The organism is Rhodoferax sp. OV413 (assembly GCF_900104385.1).
Taxonomy (GTDB): domain Bacteria; phylum Pseudomonadota; class Gammaproteobacteria; order Burkholderiales; family Burkholderiaceae_C; genus Rhodoferax_B.
In genome coordinates this window covers 267,542-283,612 of the sequence record NZ_FNJA01000003.1, presented here as the reverse complement: position 1 = coordinate 283,612, position 16,071 = coordinate 267,542, and the positions used below count along the sequence as shown (strand labels likewise).

16 protein-coding genes are annotated in these 16,071 nt (G+C 61.9%); 1 reads left to right on the top strand and 15 read right to left on the bottom strand.

The window, feature by feature from the left end:
• Positions 1-4 precede the first annotated feature (4 nt).
• The gene (locus BLT66_RS12925) at positions 5-559 is read left to right on the top strand and encodes a YggT family protein (RefSeq protein WP_092758124.1); all 555 of its coding nucleotides are present in this window, start codon (positions 5-7) and stop codon (positions 557-559) included.
• On the opposite strand, the gene accD is transcribed toward BLT66_RS12925, so the two are convergent.
• From accD to BLT66_RS12850, 15 genes are all read right to left on the bottom strand, one after another.
• The gene (gene accD / locus BLT66_RS12920) at positions 556-1,428 is read right to left on the bottom strand and encodes an acetyl-CoA carboxylase, carboxyltransferase subunit beta (RefSeq protein WP_092758123.1); all 873 of its coding nucleotides are present in this window, start codon (positions 1,426-1,428) and stop codon (positions 556-558) included. The genes BLT66_RS12925 and accD overlap by 4 nt on opposite strands.
• Before the next feature lie 55 nt (positions 1,429-1,483).
• Positions 1,484-2,293 carry a tryptophan synthase subunit alpha gene (gene trpA, locus BLT66_RS12915; protein ID WP_092758122.1) on the bottom strand — a complete coding sequence of 270 codons (810 nt, stop codon included), beginning with the start codon at positions 2,291-2,293 and terminating at the stop codon, positions 1,484-1,486.
• The gene (trpB, locus tag BLT66_RS12910) at positions 2,290-3,573 is read right to left on the bottom strand and encodes a tryptophan synthase subunit beta (protein WP_092758121.1); all 1,284 of its coding nucleotides are present in this window, start codon (positions 3,571-3,573) and stop codon (positions 2,290-2,292) included. Before trpB ends, trpA begins: the two co-directional genes overlap by 4 nt.
• Positions 3,551-4,288 (bottom strand): phosphoribosylanthranilate isomerase, encoded by a 738-nt coding sequence (locus BLT66_RS12905; RefSeq protein WP_092758120.1) that lies wholly within the window; start codon positions 4,286-4,288, stop codon positions 3,551-3,553. The genes trpB and BLT66_RS12905 overlap by 23 nt, the downstream gene beginning before the upstream one ends.
• Positions 4,285-5,067: a tRNA pseudouridine(38-40) synthase TruA gene (truA, locus tag BLT66_RS12900; protein ID WP_092758119.1), complete on the bottom strand. Its 783-nt coding sequence runs from the start codon at positions 5,065-5,067 to the stop codon at positions 4,285-4,287. The genes BLT66_RS12905 and truA overlap by 4 nt, the downstream gene beginning before the upstream one ends.
• A 78-nt stretch (positions 5,068-5,145) precedes the next feature.
• On the bottom strand, positions 5,146-7,644 hold the full coding sequence (locus BLT66_RS12895) for a FimV/HubP family polar landmark protein (protein ID WP_369821596.1): 2,499 nt from the start codon (positions 7,642-7,644) through the stop codon (positions 5,146-5,148).
• 266 nt (positions 7,645-7,910) lie between these two features.
• A complete protein-coding gene (gene asd / locus BLT66_RS12890; RefSeq protein ID WP_092758117.1) occupies positions 7,911-9,047 on the bottom strand; it encodes an aspartate-semialdehyde dehydrogenase in 1,137 nt (378 codons plus the stop codon).
• Positions 9,048-9,127: 80 nt separating this feature from the next.
• Positions 9,128-10,216: a 3-isopropylmalate dehydrogenase gene (leuB, locus tag BLT66_RS12885; protein ID WP_092758446.1), complete on the bottom strand. Its 1,089-nt coding sequence runs from the start codon at positions 10,214-10,216 to the stop codon at positions 9,128-9,130.
• Positions 10,217-10,303: 87 nt separating this feature from the next.
• On the bottom strand, positions 10,304-10,960 hold the full coding sequence (gene leuD, locus BLT66_RS12880) for a 3-isopropylmalate dehydratase small subunit (protein WP_092758116.1): 657 nt from the start codon (positions 10,958-10,960) through the stop codon (positions 10,304-10,306).
• Entirely contained in the window at positions 10,960-11,088 is a 129-nt protein-coding gene (locus tag BLT66_RS12875) for an entericidin A/B family lipoprotein (protein WP_092758115.1), read from the bottom strand. Before BLT66_RS12875 ends, leuD begins: the two co-directional genes overlap by 1 nt.
• 28 nt (positions 11,089-11,116) lie before the next feature.
• A complete protein-coding gene (leuC, locus tag BLT66_RS12870; protein ID WP_092758114.1) occupies positions 11,117-12,538 on the bottom strand; it encodes a 3-isopropylmalate dehydratase large subunit in 1,422 nt (473 codons plus the stop codon).
• A gap of 26 nt (positions 12,539-12,564) precedes the next feature.
• On the bottom strand, positions 12,565-13,485 hold the full coding sequence (locus BLT66_RS12865) for a LysR family transcriptional regulator (protein WP_092758113.1): 921 nt from the start codon (positions 13,483-13,485) through the stop codon (positions 12,565-12,567).
• 234 nt (positions 13,486-13,719) lie between these two features.
• A complete protein-coding gene (locus BLT66_RS12860) occupies positions 13,720-15,030 on the bottom strand; it encodes a citrate synthase (RefSeq protein ID WP_092758112.1) in 1,311 nt (436 codons plus the stop codon).
• A gap of 12 nt (positions 15,031-15,042) precedes the next feature.
• Positions 15,043-15,357, bottom strand: coding sequence for an FAD assembly factor SdhE (locus BLT66_RS12855; protein ID WP_255406890.1), 315 nt, complete (start codon positions 15,355-15,357; stop codon positions 15,043-15,045).
• Between the two features lie 9 nt (positions 15,358-15,366).
• Positions 15,367-16,071, bottom strand: a complete 705-nt coding sequence (locus tag BLT66_RS12850; protein ID WP_092758111.1) for a succinate dehydrogenase iron-sulfur subunit — start codon at positions 16,069-16,071, stop codon at positions 15,367-15,369.

The window sequence follows — 16,071 nt, the reverse complement described above, 5'->3', positions numbered from 1 at the left end:
TTGCATGCTGTACCAAATCATCTCGTTTTTATTGGAAGTCGCCACTGGGCTGGTCGGAGGCGCGTGCCTCTTGCGCCTGTATATGCAATACCAGCGCATTCCATTTCGTAATCCGGTGGGCAGCTTGGTTTTTGCCTTGACCGACTGGCTGATCTTGCCATTACGGCGGGTTTTGCCAGCGGTAGGACGTTGGGATGTGGCCAGTCTGGTAGCACCATTCTTGTTGAAGTTGCTGCAATTCTTGTTGTTGTGGTTGTTGGCGGGCGGGACGGCAGGATGGCTGGCCATACCGGTTCTGGCTTTGTTTGGCGTGGTGTCTCTAACCATTTCCGGCTTGACGGGCATGTTGCTGATTTACAGCGTGCTGTCGTGGATGCAAACCCGTTCACCGCTCTCGGACGTGCTGGAGCGCTTATGCGCGCCGTTGCTGTTGCCCGTACGGCGCATCGTGCCACCCATAGGTGGGCTGGATTTGTCCGCCCTGGTGCTATTGGTGCTGTTGCAGGTAGTCGCTATCGTGATTGGATACGCCCTACCTGCAGTGCTTGCACAGCTTTAAACCACAGCATCCACCGGCTGCTTCAGCAGCATGGCCAGCGTGTGCGCAATGGTTTTGCGCAAATCCTTGCGGTTGCAGATCAGGTCGATCGCTCCCTTTTGCTGCAGGAACTCGGCACGTTGAAAGCCTTCCGGTAGGGTGACGCGTACGGTGGACTCGATCACTCGCGGTCCGGCAAAGCCGATCAGTGCCTTGGGCTCGGCAATCACCACGTCGCCTACAAACGCAAAGCCGGCACTCACGCCGCCCATGGTGGGATCGGTCAGAACGCTGATATAGGGCAGGCCTTTTTTGGCTAAGCGGGTCAAGGACGCATTAGTCTTGGCCATTTGCATCAGGCTCAGCAGACCTTCTTGCATGCGGGCACCACCGGTCGCGGTAAAGCAGATAAAGGGTACTTTTTGTTCGATGGCGGCGTGTACGGCACGCACAAAGCGTTCGCCGACCACGCTGCCCATGCTGCCGCCCATGAATTCAAATTCAAAACACGCCACCACCACGTTGATGCCGTGGACCGCGCCGCCCATCACCACCAGCGCATCCGTTTCGCCGGTGTTTTCCATCGCCTCCTTGATGCGCTCGGGGTATTTGCGGCTGTCCTTGAATTTAAGCGGATCGACCGGAACCACTTCCTGGCCCAGTTCGTAGCGGCCTTCGGCATCCAGGAACACATTCAACCGGGCGCGTGCCCCAATGCGGTGGTGGTGGCCGCAGCTGGGGCAAACGTTCTGGTTTTGCTCCAGGTCGGTTTTGTACAGAACCGTTTCACAGCTTGGGCATTTGATCCACAGCCCTTCGGGCACGCTGCGCCGGTCGGCCGGGTCGGAGCGCTGGATTTTGGTGGGGAGCAGTTTTTCAAGCCAAGACATGTTGGGTTCCTCTGTACAGTGGGCGCGCCATGGCCATCCATGGGTGCGCCGGGGATTATGCGTCTAGCGCTGTGCGGATGTCCCGCAGAAAATGGGTAGCGGTAGCCACCACCTGGTCGTGCGGTTGGTCTTCGATCAGCTGGATGATCTTGCTGCCGATCACCACCGCATCGGCCACCTGGCCGATGGCGCGGGCGGTATGCGCATCGCGGATGCCAAAGCCCACGCCTACGGGGATGTGCACATGCTCGCGGATACGGGGCAACATGGCCTCGACCGCTCCGGTATCCAGCGTGCCAGCACCTGTAACGCCCTTGAGCGACACGTAATACACATAGCCGCTGGCCACGCTGGCCACCTGCTGCATGCGTTTCTCGGTGGAGGTGGGGGCCAGCAAAAAGATCAGGTCCATGTTGTGGGCCTTGAGCTTGGCGGCAAAGTCCACGCATTCTTCTGGCGGGTAGTCCACCACCAGTACGCCATCTACCCCCGCTGTGGAGGCGTGGCTGATGAACGCATCCTGGCCATGTGCCTGGTCGTAGCGCTCCACTGGATTGGCGTAGCCCATCAGCACCACTGGCGTACGGGTGTCCTCAGTGCGAAATTGCCGCACCATCTCCAGCACATCGACCATGCCGATGCCGAAGGACAAGGCCTTGTCGCCAGCCTTCTGGATCACCGGGCCGTCGGCCATGGGGTCACTGAAGGGGATGCCGAGTTCGATCACATCGGCACCGGCCGCCACCATGCCGTGCATCAATGCGGGGGTGATATCGGCATACGGGAAGCCTGCGGTAACGTAAGGAATCAGGGCTTTGCGCCCGTCTTTCTTGAGCTGGACAAAGGTGTCGGTAATGCGGCTCATACGGCCTCCTTCAGCGTGGCACCAGCACCTTTGACGGTCAGGCCGCGCATCGATGGTCGGTCGTAGAAATCGGAGCCCGACAGGTCAGCTACCGTGCCAATGTCCTTGTCGCCTCGGCCGGACAGATTCACCAGAATCGACTGGTCTGGTCGCATCGTCTTGGCCAATTTCATCGCGTAGGCAAAGGCGTGGCTGGATTCCAGCGCGGGAATGATGCCCTCGGTGCGGCACAAGTAGTGAAAGGCTTCCAGCGCTTCCGCATCGGTAATGCCCACGTATTCCGCGCGGCCAATGTCTTTCAGGAAAGCATGCTCCGGGCCGACGCCGGGGTAGTCCAGGCCGGCACTGATGCTATGGGTTTCCGTCACCTGGCCATTCGCGTCCTGCAGCAGATAGGTACGGTTGCCGTGCAGCACGCCGGGACTGCCTTTTTGCAGCGATGCCGAATGCTTGCCTGACTCCAGGCCTTCGCCGGCCGCTTCCACGCCGATCAAGCGGGTCGCAGCATGGTCGATGTAGGGATAGAAGATGCCCATGGCGTTGCTGCCGCCGCCGACGCAGGCGATGACGGCATCTGGCTGTTCACCGGTACAACCCGCAGAGGCCAGCATTTCCGGCATCTGCATCAGGCATTCGTTGCCAATGACGCTCTGGAAGTCGCGCACCATCATCGGATAGGGGTGCGGGCCGGCCACCGTGCCAATGATGTAGAAAGTGTTGTCCACATTGGCGACCCAGTCGCGCATGGCTTCGTTCAGCGCATCTTTCAGGGTTTTGCTGCCCGACTCCACCGGCACCACGGTGGCACCCAGCAGCTTCATGCGGTAGACGTTGGGGCTTTGGCGCTTCACGTCTTCGCTGCCCATGTAGACCACGCATTCCAGGCCGTAGCGGGCGCAGATGGTAGCCGTGGCTACGCCGTGCTGGCCCGCGCCGGTCTCGGCGATGATGCGCGGCTTGCCCATGCGCTTGGCGAGCATGGCCTGGCCGATGGTGTTGTTAACCTTGTGGGCGCCGGTGTGGTTCAGGTCTTCACGCTTCAAGAATATCTGCGCGCCGCCCATTTCACGGCTGGTGCGAGCTGCGTGGTAGACCGGCGAGGGGCGGCCTACGAAGTGCGCCAGTTCCGAGGCGAACTCGGCCAGGAAGGCCGGGTCGTGCTGGTATTTGGCGTAAGCGTCTTTCAGTTCTTCGATCGCGTGGGTCAGCGTTTCAGATACAAAACTTCCGCCGTAAATGCCGAAATGGCCTGAAGCATCAGGTTGCTGGTAATTGGACATGGTGTGACTTTGCAAGTTGGGCGTCTGCCGCGCGCACAGCGGCGACAAACTGGTGGATTTTTTCGGCGTCTTTGACTCCTTTGAGGGTTGCCCCTCCGGTAGCGGAGACTTCGACGCCGGAACTCACATCAACGGACAGCGACAGAGCGCGTGGCCGGACCTGCAAAATACCATCGGTCACGTTTGCAGGCGTGAGTCCACCACTTAAGACGAGGTGAGAGTTGACGCTTGGAGGAAGACGTGACCAATTGAATGTTTTTCCGCCGCCACCAAAACCTTCGACATGGGCGTCGAGCAGGATGGCTTGGGCTTTTGCGTAATCGGACGCGAATTTTACCAAGTTGAAGCTACCACTGTCACCCAGGGGGATACGCGCCGCGCGCAGGAACGGACGCGTGCCTTGCGCGGTTGCAGCAAAACACTGCTCCGGGGTTTCTTCACCATGAAATTGCACTGTGGCGCAGGGTATACCTGTGCAAGCAGCTATCACATCTGTAGCAAGCGCGTTCACGAACAGCAACACCGGTGTGACAAACGGCGGCAGGCGTTTAGCCAGCTCTGCCGCGCGCTGCTGCGTCACATAGCGGGGGCTGGGCGGATACATCACAAAGCCGACCGCATCGGCACCGGCTGCGACAGCAGCGTCTACATCTTCTTCGCGGGTCAGGCCGCAGATCTTGATACGGGTGCGTTGCTGAAAAATAGGTGGTGTCATGGCAGCCAATCATAGGCCGGAGTCCGGTCTGGCAGGCCCCAGTGCGCGGGATACACCGGTCCCATGAAGTACAAACCGTCGGGCGAAAAGGTCGGCGCGGCGGCGTTACGGTCGCGCGCGGCCAGCACTTCGAGTATCCATTCCGGCGGCCGGAAGCCCTGGCCTATCACCACCAGGCAGCCCATCAGGTTGCGGATCATGTGGTGCAGGAATGCATTGGCCTCAAACTCGAAGCGCCAGTACACACCGCGCCGCGAAATCTCCAGGCGGGTCATGGTTTTGATCGGCGACAAGGCCTGGCAGCGGGCGGCCCGGAAGGACGAGAAATCATGCTCGCCCAGCAGATGTGCCGCGGCTTGCTGCATGGCGAACAGATCCAGCGGGCGGTACACCCAGCCCACGCGGCCCCCTTCGACGCTGGGGCGCACCGGCGATTCCAGCAGGGCGTAGACATAGCGCCGCGCCACGGCACTGGCCCGGCAATGGAAGCTCGCGGGTACTTCCTGGGCCCATTGCACGGCGATATCGCGGGGTAAGAATGCATTTACGCCGCGCACCCAGGACGCAATCGGGCGCTGCAGCGGTGTGTCGAAGTGCACTACCTGCATCAGGCCATGCACCCCGGCATCGGTGCGTCCTGCGCAGAGGGTGGAGACTTTTTGCTGGCTGAAAGCCTCCAAGGCCGCTTCCAGTTTGTCCTGTACCGTGTTGCCAGACAGCTGGCTCTGCCATCCCTCGTACGGTTGGCCGTTGTAGCTAACGCCTAGGGCCACACGCACGGCATGCTCCCACGGCAGGTATGGAGTAAGCCCCTTGCTCCGGGACGCTCCGCGTCCAGAGCAAAAAAGGGCCGCACATCAAGACAGGCTGGCCAGGAATTTCTGGGCTTTGGCGCGCAGGGCGCCGGTAGCTTCTTCCAGCACTTCTTCGGCCAGCGCCCGTGCGCCGTCTTCGTCACCGATAGAGTTGAACTCCTCGGCCAGCGACAGCTTGGTGGCCAAAGGATCGCCTTCGTCGATTTCTTCCACCGGGGCTGCAGCAGCTTCAGCGGGCGGCACCTCGTCCAGGTCGAGCGACAAAGAGCCCAGGTCGAATTCGATGGGACCCGTGTCATTGGCAGGTGCCGCTGCAGCCACAGGGCTGGCAGGTGCTGCCGGGGCCGCAGCAGGCGCCGCCAGCGGGCCAGCGGCGGTGCTGAGATCCAGGTCGAAGTCCAGTCCGTCAAAGTCCATCTCCGCACCGGAGCCAGGCAGGTCCAGGGCGGCTGGTACCGTCAGCGAGGCGACGTTGTCGACCGTGGGTTGGATAGGCTGTATGGGTGCATCCTGGGCGGTGGGCGCTGCATCTGCAGGCAGTTCGCTGTTCAAGAAGTCCAGGTCCAGATCCAGGTCCAGGTTATTGGCTGGGAGTTCCGAGTCCGGATCGGCTTGCTGGGTGGTATTGCCGGCTTCCAGGTCTTCCATCCAGGCCGGGCTGGCTACCGCAGCTGCGGCCAAGCCTTGGGCGCTGGATTGGAACAATCGATTGTCGGGGTCCAGGTCGCGGCCCATGGCGGCAATCCGCTCCCATTCCGGGCCTTGGCCGTCGGTCAGTTCGTGGGCAACGGCGGCCAGGCCGCCGAAGTTGGCAACATCGCGGCGCTTGGCGTAGATTTCCAGCAGCTTGGCGTGGATGGCTACGCGATCCGGGTTGGTGCGCAAGGCTTCCTTGAGGATCTCCTCGGCCTGCAAATCCCGGCCATAGGCGAGGTAGACGTCGGCTTCTGCAATCGGGTCTACGTCGCTGCCGGCATCCAGTTGGCTGGGCGAATACGACATAGAGGACGCGGGGGCGTCGTCTGCATTGGTGTCGATACGCTGGCCACCGCTGGCACCAAAGAACGAGTCCGCTTGCATGCGGCTTTCCAGGAAGGAGCTGTCTGCAGCGGCCGATTCCTTGCGCTTGCGCGCGCTGTACAGGCCGAAGCCACCCAGCAGTGCCAACAGGGCGGCGCCACCCAGTACCAACTGGTTCTCGCGCAGCATTTCCATCCAGTCGGTGGAATCATCGACAGGCGGTGGAGGAGGGGGCGGGACTGCGCTGGCCGGTGCCGAAGCTATCGGGGCGGCGGGAACGGCGGAGGCTGCAGGCTCGGCCATGGCCGGTGCGGATGCGGCGGCGGATGCAACGGGTGCGGGTTCGCTGGCAGCGGCAGGTGGTGGCGCTACTGCTACAGGAACCGTTGGCGCTGCCACGGGGGCGCTGGCCGCACTGGCGGCAACCGCTGCGGAGGACGCGCCCAGCTTGTTCAGCTCGTTGATGTTCTTGGACAGCTCGGCTACCCGGGTGGCGGCTTCCTGGTCGGCTTTTTCGCGGGCAATCTTGTCTTCGGCAGCTTTGTTCTTGAGAGCGCCTTTGGACAAGGTCAGCTTGTCGGGCGTGGCTGCAGAAGGCTTTTTCTCGTCGATCTCGGCTTGCACCTTGCCGCTGGCCTTGCGATCTGCGCCGGCGGTTTGCACCGATGGCACGCTGCCGGCCAACTTGCCGCGGAAAGCGTTGAAGTCGCGGCTTTGGGCATTGATGATCTGTGTTGCCTCCACCGGAGGTGTGGCGCCAGCTTGGGTGCTGTCGGGCAGGTCCAGCACCGCACCGGTACGCATGCGGTTGACGTTGCCGTTGATAAAGGCATTCGGGTTGGCGCGCAGCAGCGCGACCAGCATCTGGTCGAGCGAAATATTGGCGGGCTTGGCTGCAGCAACGATCTTGCTCGCGGTGTCGCCGGGCTTGACCGTGACCTGTCCGTTGCTGGCGGCGGGCTTGGCTGCTGGAGCTGGCGCCGGGGCGGCAGCGGCCCGCGGAGCGGGCGGTGTGCGAGCCACTGGAGCCTCGGCCGCAGCCACGGGCGCTGCAGGTGCCACGGGCCGGGCCGCGGCAGCTGGCGCTGGTAGCGGCACTTGCGGTGCCGTGGTAACGGCTGCCGGCGGTTGGCGCATGCTGGGCGGGTCCAGCAGAATGGTGTAGTCGCGGACGATGCGGCCCGACGACCAGTTGACCTGCAAAATCAAGTCGAGAAACGGGTCGCTGACGGCCCGGTTGGTATTGATGCGCAGCAGCGAGCGGCCATCGGGGCGGCGCTGCAGCACGATGCGCAGGTCGGCCAGCGCCGAGTTGTATTCCAGGCCTGCCGCGCGGAAGGCTTCTGCCGGCGCAACCTCGGGTTTGAGGCTGCTGGCTTCTTCGGGGGTGATGTCGGGGAGCTCGATCTCGGCCCGCAAGGGTTCACCCAGGCCAGACAGCACGGTCATGCGTCCCAGCGAAAGCGCCATGGCCTGGCTACTGGCCAGGCCAAGAAGTGTCGCAGTTACCGCTGCAGTCACGGCAGATGTCTTCCAGCCACGCAACGCTGTCATGCAACGAAGAGGGCTTGGGGCGCGGTCAACCGGCAAATTCTTGTTCATCATTCGGGCATGCACTACGACACTAAGATAGGAAAAAGTACCATAGCATCAATGTCTTAGGCTGACAAGCTGATGTAGGCTTTCACGGTTGAGCACCGCATTTCCGCGGTGTTGCAATGGGTTACATGTTACCAAACGACAACAACCTGCCAATGGCGGCAGGTTGTAAATCAAAGTATCAGAGCTTACGCGTCCAGCAAAATGCGCAGCATGCGGCGCAGCGGTTCGGCCGCGCCCCACAAGAGTTGGTCGCCAATAGTGAACGCGCCCAGGTACTCGGGGCCCATCGCCAGCTTGCGCAGGCGGCCGACCGGGATACCCATGGTGCCGGTCACGGACACCGGCGTCAGGTCTTTCACCGTGGCTTCACGGGTATTCGGCACCACGCGCACCCATTCGTTGTCTTGGGCGATCATGGCTTCGATGTCGGCCAGCGGTACGTCTTTCTTCAGCTTGAAGGTCAGCGCCTGGCTGTGGCAGCGCATGGCACCGACGCGCACGCAGAAGCCGTCGACTGGCGTGATGGCGGTACCGAAGCCTGGGCCTTGGCCGAGGATCTTGTTGGTTTCGGCGCCGCCCTTCCATTCTTCCTTGCTGGAGCCGTCGCCCAGGTCCTTGTCGATCCAGGGGATCAGCGATCCACCCAGCGGCGCGCCGAAGTTGGCGATCTCGGCGGCAGACAGGTTCTGCTGCTTGGCCAGTACCTTGCGGTCGATTTCCAGGATGGCCGACTTGGGGTCGTCCAGCAGGGTGCGTACTTCGGCGTTCAGCGTGCCGAACTGCGTCAGCAGCTCGCGCATGTGCTGGGCACCACCGCCGGAGGCAGCCTGGTAGGTCATGCTGGTCATCCACTCGACCAGACCGGCCTTGTACAGCGCGCCCACGCCCATCAGCATGCAGCTGACGGTGCAGTTGCCGCCGATCCAGTTCTTGCCGCCCTTGGCCAAGGCGTTCTTGATCACCGGCAGGTTCACCGGGTCCAGCACGATGATGGCGTCGTCGTTCATGCGCAGCGTCGAGGCCGCGTCGATCCAGTGGCCGTTCCAGCCGGCAGCGCGCAGCTTGGGGTAGACCTCGGAGGTGTAGTCGCCGCCCTGGGCGGTCAGGATGATGTCGCAGCGCTTCAGCGCCTCGATGTTGTACGCGTCTTGCAGCGTGGTTTCGTTCTTGGCTTGCGCGGGGGCCTTGCCACCGGCGTTCGAGGTGGAGAAGAACATCGGCTCGATCAGGCCGAAGTCGCCCTCGGCCTGCATGCGGTCCATCAGCACCGAGCCGACCATGCCGCGCCAGCCCACCAAACCTACGAGATTACCTACCTTCATCACATTGCCCTTTCAGAAAAATTGATTTCTCTTCTCCCGGCTCGTCGGGCCGGGAGGGGCGTGACGAACCGGGCTAAGTCTTAGCCTTTAATGGTCGTCTTGGTAATGGCAGCCACGACGGCATCGCCCATTTGCTGGGTGCCGACCTTGGTCGTGCCTGCCGAGTAGATGTCCGGTGTTCTCAGGCCTGCAGCCAGCACGGATTGCACTGCGGACTCGATACGGTCGGCAGCGTCGGCTTGTTGGAGGGAGAAACGTAACATCATGGCAGCGGACAGTATTGTAGCCAATGGATTGGCCACGCCTTTGCCGGCGATGTCGGGGGCACTGCCGTGGCTGGGCTCGTACAGGCCCTGGTTCTGCGCGTTCAGGCTGGCGGATGGCAGCATGCCGATGGAACCGGTGAGCATCGAAGCCTCGTCGGACAGGATGTCGCCGAACATATTGCCGGTGACGATCACGTCGAAGCTCTTGGGGGCCTTGACCAGCTGCATGGCGGCGTTGTCGACCAGCATGTGGTCCAGCGCCACGTCCGGGTACTGGGTGCCGATCTCGACCATCACGTCTTTCCACAGCTGCGAGGTTTCCAGCACATTGTTTTTGTCCACGCTGGTCACGCGCTTGTTGCGCTTGCGGGCAGCCTGGAAGGCGACGTGGGCGATGCGCTCGATCTCTGGGCGGCTGTAGCGCATGGTGTCGAAGGCTTCTTCCGCGCCGGGGAAGTGTCCGTCCACCGCGATACGGCGGCCGCGGGGCTGGCCAAAGTAGATGTCGCCAGTGAGTTCGCGGATGATCAGGATGTCCAGGCCGGAGACCAGCTCGGGCTTGAGGCTGGAGGCGCTGACCAGCTGCTCGTAGCAGATGGCCGGGCGGAAGTTGGCGAACAGGCCCAGGTTCTTGCGCAGGCCCAGGATGGCTTGCTCGGGGCGGAACTGGCGTTCCAGCTTGTCGTACTTCCAGTCGCCGACGGCGCCGAACAGCACGGCATCGGCTTCTTTGGCCAGCTTCAGCGTGGCTTCGGGCAGCGGGTGGCCGTGGGCGTCATAGGCGGTGCCGCCGACCAAGGCCGATTCCATTTCGAACGGCAGGTCCAGCACCTCCAGTACCTTGATGGCCTCGGCGACGATTTCGGTGCCGATGCCATCACCGGGAAGGACTGCAATTTTCATGGAAGTCATAAAGAAATTTATAAGAAATAGGCCGCTAGCGCAGGTTCTATATGCGCTAGCAGCTATTGAATTGATAGCTCGACGGTATTACGTACCAGCGACCAAGGTATGCGCCAGCCAGGGTTTGGTGGCCAGGCGTTCAGCCTCGAAGGCCTTGATCTTGTCGGACTGGCGCAATGTCAGGCCGATGTCGTCGAAGCCGTTCAACAGGCAGTACTTGCGGAAGGCCTGCACGTCAAAGGGCAGCTCGTCGCCCTGCGGCTTGACGACGACCTGGCGTTCCAGGTCTACCGTCAGCTGGTAGCCAGGGAAGGCCAGGCAGGCGTCGAACAGTTCAGCGACCTGGTGTTCGGGCAGCACGATGGGCAGCAGGCCGTTCTTGAAGCTGTTGTTGAAGAAGATGTCGGCGTAGCTGGGCGCGATGATGGCGCGAAAACCGTATTGGTCGAGCGCCCAGGGCGCGTGTTCGCGCGATGAGCCGCAGCCGAAGTTCTTGCGTGCCAACAGTATGGACGCACCCTGGTAGCGTGGCTGGTTCAGCACGAAATCGGGGTTGGGCTTGCGGCTGGCGGGGTCCTGGCCGGGAAAGCCGGCGTCCAGATAGCGCCATTCGTCAAACAGGTTTTGTCCAAAGCCGGTCTTGCGGATCGACTTGAGAAACTGCTTGGGAATGATGGCATCGGTGTCGACGTTTTCCCGGTCCATGGGGGCCACCAGGCCCTGCAATACGGTGAATTTCTGCATTATTTTGACGCCGCGCCTTCGAGTTTTTCACCGGCTTTTTGCACGTCCTGGCCCACGCCGCGCACGGTGTTGCAACCAGCCAGGGTGAAGACAAAAGCGATAGCGATCAGGGACACGATTTTTTGCATGGTTTTTTCCTAATTAAAAAGCCCGGATTCAGGCGAATTGACGAACATCGACGAAGTGGCCATGTACGGCGGCTGCCGCCGCCATGGCCGGGCTGACCAGGTGCGTGCGACCTCCCGCACCCTGGCGGCCTTCAAAGTTGCGGTTGCTGGTGGACGCGCAGCGCTCACCAGGCTCTAGTTTGTCAGAATTCATGGCCAGGCACATCGAACAGCCGGGTTCGCGCCACTCGAAGCCGGCGGCGATGAAGATCTTGTCCAGGCCTTCGCGCTCGGCCTGTTCTTTCACCAGGCCGGAGCCCGGTACGACCATCGCCAGCTTGATGTTCTTGGCGATTTTCTGACCCAGGCTTTTGACCACGGCCGCGGCTTCGCGCATGTCTTCGATGCGGCTGTTGGTGCAGGAACCGATGAACACCTTGTCGACGAAGATGTCGTTCAGCGCCTTGCCGGGCTCCAGGTTCATATAGGTCAGTGCGCGCTCGATGGCGCCGCGCTTGTTGCTGTCTTTTTCCTTTTCGGGATCGGGAACAAAGCCGTCGATGCCCAGCACCATTTCGGGCGAGGTACCCCAGGTGACTTGCGGAATGATCTGGCTGGCGTCCAGCTCGACCACGGCGTCGAAATGCGCGCCGGGGTCGCTGTGCAGGGTACGCCAATAGGCGGCAGCGGCATCAAATTCAACACCTTTGGGGGCCAGCAAACGGCCTTTGACGTAGTGGATGGTCTTTTCGTCCACCGCCACCAGGCCGGCGCGGGCGCCGGCTTCGATGGCCATGTTGCAGACCGTCATGCGGCCTTCCATGCTCAGCGCGCGGATGGCTGCGCCGGCAAATTCGATGGTGTAGCCGGTGCCGCCCGCGGTGCCGATCTTGCCGATGATGGCCAGCACGATGTCCTTGCCGCCGCAGCCCTTGGGCAGCGTGCCTTCTACCTTGACCAGCATGTTCTTGGCCTTCTTGGCCAGCAGGGTTTGCGTGGCCATCACATGCTCGACTTCGCTGGTGCCGATGCCGTGGGCCAGCGCGCCAAATGCGCCGTGGGTGGAGGTGTGCGAGTCGCCGCAGACCACGGTCATGCCCGGTAGCGTGGCGCCATTTTCAGGGCCGATGACGTGCACGATGCCCTGGCGTTTGGACATGAACGGGAAGTAGGCCGCCGAGCCGGATTCGGCGATGTTGGCGTCCAGCGTGGTGATCTGCTCTTTACTGATCGGGTCGGTGATGCCGTCGTAGCCCAGCTCCCAGCCGGTGGTGGGCGTGTTGTGGTCAGCAGTGGCGACGATGGAGCTGATGCGCCAGACCTTACGGCCGGCCTGGCGCAGGCCTTCAAAAGCCTGCGGACTGGTCACTTCATGGACCAGGTGGCGGTCGATGTAGAGGATGGTCGTGCCATCGTCTTCGGTGTGGACGACGTGTTCGTCCCAGATCTTGTCGTACAGAGTGCGTGCCATGGGTGCTTCTTTCGTGGAATTCAATTTTATGCTTCTGGGCGGGGGCTGAGGTGGTCCAGCAGCAGCCGCGCTGTGACGGGTAGGGTGGAGAAATCGCGCGCCACCAGCTCAATCTGGCGCGTGGCCCAGGGGTCTTTCAGGGGCACGGCGACCAGCTGGCCGGTGCCATGCATCAGCTCGAAGGCGCGCTGCGGCATCACACCGATGCCCAGGCCGTTGGCAATCATGCGGCACATCGCGTCGAGGCCGGCCACATGGATGCGCAGCTTGATGCTGCGGCCCTGTTCGGCGGCGGCGCGGTGCATCGCCAGGTAGATCGAGCTGGTGGCCTGCAGGCCCACATGGTCGAAATCCAGAGTTTTTTCAAAATGTATAGCAGCTTGCGCAGACAGAATATGCTCTGCAGGCACTATTAATACCAAATTGTCTTGCCGATAGGGCCGGGTCTGCAGCGCGCCCACGCCGTCGGCGGTATTGCAGATGCCCAGGTCGGCCGCGCCTTCCTGCACTGCGCGCACGACTTCGGAGCTCAGGTGCTCCTCCAGGTCGATCTTCACCTGCGCATGCTCGCGGATGAAGGCGCCCAGGTCTTCGGGCAGGAACTGCACCACGGCCGAGATGCTGGCGTGGATGCGCACATGGCCGCGCACGCCGAACGCGTATTCGCTGAGCTCGCCCTGCATCTTCTCCAGGCTGTAGAGCATGGAGCGCGCATGGTGCAGCAGGCTCTCGCCGGCCGGGGTCAGGTCGACACCGCGGGTATGTCGCACCAGCAGCGGCGTGGCCAGGGTGGCTTCCAGGTCGCTCAGACGCTTGCTGACGGCCGATGCGGCGATGAACTCGCGTTCCGCCGCCCTGCCTATGCTGCCGAGCTCGCACACCGCGACAAACAGCTGTAGCGAGGTCAGGTCCATGCGGCGGGCGAAGTTGCGTTCAGTGGGTTGCATCGGGGTGGGTCATCGTCTGGTGCGATGGCTTGGGTATTTTCTCGCTTTTAATTGCTGTTTGCCATCTGAAATGGCGATGCCAGCCATCGTTACCAACAACCGGTGAATTTATAGGTTTTAGGGCTCTAGCCCAGATACTGCCTGCGCTAGCAGCTATTTAAAATGTAGCAATGCGTTCGAGCATGAAAAAACCCGCCGGCACTGCTGCGGGCGGGTTCTTGGGGGCCGGGCGGCTTAGCGCGTGGCGATAGGCTTGACGTCGCGCTTTTCGGAGCCGGTGAACAGCTGGCGTGGGCGGCCGATCTTGTACTCGGGGTCGCCGATCATTTCATTCAGCTGGGCGATCCAGCCCGAGGTGCGGGCCAGGGCGAACACAGCGGTGAACAGCGGAGTCGGGATGCCGATGGCGCGCTGCACGATGCCGGAGTAGAAGTCGACGTTCGGGTAGAGCTTGCGCGACACGAAGTAGTCGTCTTCCAGGGCGATCTTTTCCAGCGCCATGGCCAGCTTGAACAGTGGGTCGTTTTCCAGGCCCAGCTCGGCCAGCACTTCCTTGCAGGTCTCTTGCATCAGCTTGGCGCGCGGGTCGTAGTTCTTGTACACGCGGTGGCCAAAACCCATCAGCTTGACGCCGGAGTTCTTGTCCTTGACCTTTTCCATGAACTCGCCAACCTTGGCCACGCCGCCCATCTTCTGGATGTCGGTCAGCATGTTCAGGCAGGCTTCATTGGCGCCGCCGTGGGCTGGGCCCCAGAGGCAGGCTACGCCGGCAGCAATCGCCGCGAACGGGTTGGTGCCCGACGAGCCGCACAGGCGCACGGTCGAGGTGGAGGCGTTTTGCTCGTGGTCGGCGTGCAGCGTGAAGATGCGGTCCAGCGCGCGTTCCAGCACCGGGCTGACGACATATTCTTCGCAGGGCGTGGCAAACATCATGTGCAAGAAGTTGCCTGCGTAGCTCAGGTTGTTCTTCGGGTACATGTAGGGCTGGCCGATGGTGTACTTGTAGGCCATGGCCACCAGCGTTGGCATCTTGGCGATCAGGCGGATCGCGGCGATTTCACGGTGCTGTGGGTTCGTGATGTCGGTGCTGTCGTGGTAGAAGGCCGACAGGGCGCCGACCAGGCCGGTCATGATGGCCATCGGGTGGGCATCACGGCGGAAACCGCGCAGGAAGAACTGCATCTGCTCGTTGACCATGGTGTGGTTGGTCACGAGCTTGGTGAAGTCGGCTTTTTGTGTGGGGTTGGGCAGCTCACCGTACAGCAGCAGGTGGCAGGTTTCCATGAAGTCGCAGTTGGTGGCCAGCTGCTCGATGGGGTAGCCGCGGTACAGCAACTCGCCCTTGTCGCCATCGATGTAGGTGATGGCGGATTGACACGAGGCGGTGGACAGGAAACCCGGGTCGTAGGTGAACATGCCGGTCTGGGCATAGAGCTTGCGGATATCCACGACATCCGGCCCCACGTTGCCCTGGTACACCGGTAGATCCACACTCGGGCTGCCGTTACTGAACGACAGGGTGGCTTTGTTATCTGCTAACTTCATTTCATTGCCCTTTCAGCGGTTTCTCAACATACTCAAAACTTCATGCACCTCGCTGCGGTCCAGCGCGGGCTCCACCTGCGCAAGCGGCTTGCGTGCCAGGTGCAGGTCCAACAAATCGTTGTCACTCAATTCCATTAGATCGCTTAATGCTTGCCCCTGACTGACGGTCAGGGTGGCGGCGAACTTCTGGAAGAAGCTTTCGATGTAGATATCGTTCTCCAGCAAACCGCGGCGGCAGCGCCAGCGCAGTTTGCTCAGAGCCCGTTCACCGAGCAGATCCGAGCCCGCCGGGGCTGCGGTTTCGGTGGAGTCGATCGGTAGCTGCACCCAGAATCCTTAGATGGCGCGCCGAACCATCAGCTCTTTGATCTTGCCGATGGCCTTGGTGGGGTTCAGGCCCTTGGGGCAGACGTCCACGCAGTTCATGATGGTGTGGCAGCGGAACAGGCGGTACGGGTCTTCCAGGTTGTCCAGGCGGGCCGCAGTGCTGTCGTCGCGGCTGTCGGCGATGAAGCGGTAGGCTTGCAGCAGGCCGGCGGGGCCGACGAACTTGTCTGGGTTCCACCAGAAGCTGGGGCAGCTGGTGGAGCAGCTGGCGCACAGAATGCACTCGTACAGGCCGTTCAGCTCTTCGCGTTCTTCCGGGCTTTGCAGGCGCTCGCGCTCGGGCGCCAGGCTTTCGTTTACCAAGTAGGGCTTGATCGAGTTGTACTGCTTGAAGAAGTCGGTCATGTCGACGATCAGGTCGCGGATCACAGGCAGGCCAGGCAGCGGCTTGAGCACGATGGTGCCCGGCAGGGTCAGCATATTGGTCAGGCAGGCCAGACCGTTCTTGCCGTTGATGTTCATCGCGTCCGAGCCGCACACGCCTTCGCGGCAGGAGCGGCGGAACGACAGCGTCGGGTCTTGCTGCTTGAGCTTGATCAGCGCGTCCAGCAGCATGCGTTCGTGGCCGTCGAGTTCGATCTCGATGGTCTGCATGTAGGGCTTGGCATCCTTGTCCGGGTCGTAGCGGTAGATTTGGAAGGTACGTTTGGTCAT

Coding starts and splice junctions, on each gene's coding strand:
- BLT66_RS12925 (WP_092758124.1), top strand. CDS start 5: ATGCTGTACCAAATCATCTCGTTTTTATTGGAAGTCGCCACTGGGCTG.
- accD (WP_092758123.1), bottom strand. CDS start 1,428: ATGTCTTGGCTTGAAAAACTGCTCCCCACCAAAATCCAGCGCTCCGAC.
- trpA (WP_092758122.1), bottom strand. CDS start 2,293: ATGAGCCGCATTACCGACACCTTTGTCCAGCTCAAGAAAGACGGGCGC.
- trpB (WP_092758121.1), bottom strand. CDS start 3,573: ATGTCCAATTACCAGCAACCTGATGCTTCAGGCCATTTCGGCATTTAC.
- BLT66_RS12905 (WP_092758120.1), bottom strand. CDS start 4,288: ATGACACCACCTATTTTTCAGCAACGCACCCGTATCAAGATCTGCGGC.
- asd (WP_092758117.1), bottom strand. CDS start 9,047: ATGAAGGTAGGTAATCTCGTAGGTTTGGTGGGCTGGCGCGGCATGGTC.
- leuB (WP_092758446.1), bottom strand. CDS start 10,216: ATGAAAATTGCAGTCCTTCCCGGTGATGGCATCGGCACCGAAATCGTC.
- leuD (WP_092758116.1), bottom strand. CDS start 10,960: ATGCAGAAATTCACCGTATTGCAGGGCCTGGTGGCCCCCATGGACCGG.
- BLT66_RS12875 (WP_092758115.1), bottom strand. CDS start 11,088: ATGCAAAAAATCGTGTCCCTGATCGCTATCGCTTTTGTCTTCACCCTG.
- leuC (WP_092758114.1), bottom strand. CDS start 12,538: ATGGCACGCACTCTGTACGACAAGATCTGGGACGAACACGTCGTCCAC.
- BLT66_RS12865 (WP_092758113.1), bottom strand. CDS start 13,485: ATGCAACCCACTGAACGCAACTTCGCCCGCCGCATGGACCTGACCTCG.
- BLT66_RS12860 (WP_092758112.1), bottom strand. CDS start 15,030: ATGAAGTTAGCAGATAACAAAGCCACCCTGTCGTTCAGTAACGGCAGC.
- BLT66_RS12850 (WP_092758111.1), bottom strand. CDS start 16,071: ATGACCAAACGTACCTTCCAAATCTACCGCTACGACCCGGACAAGGAT.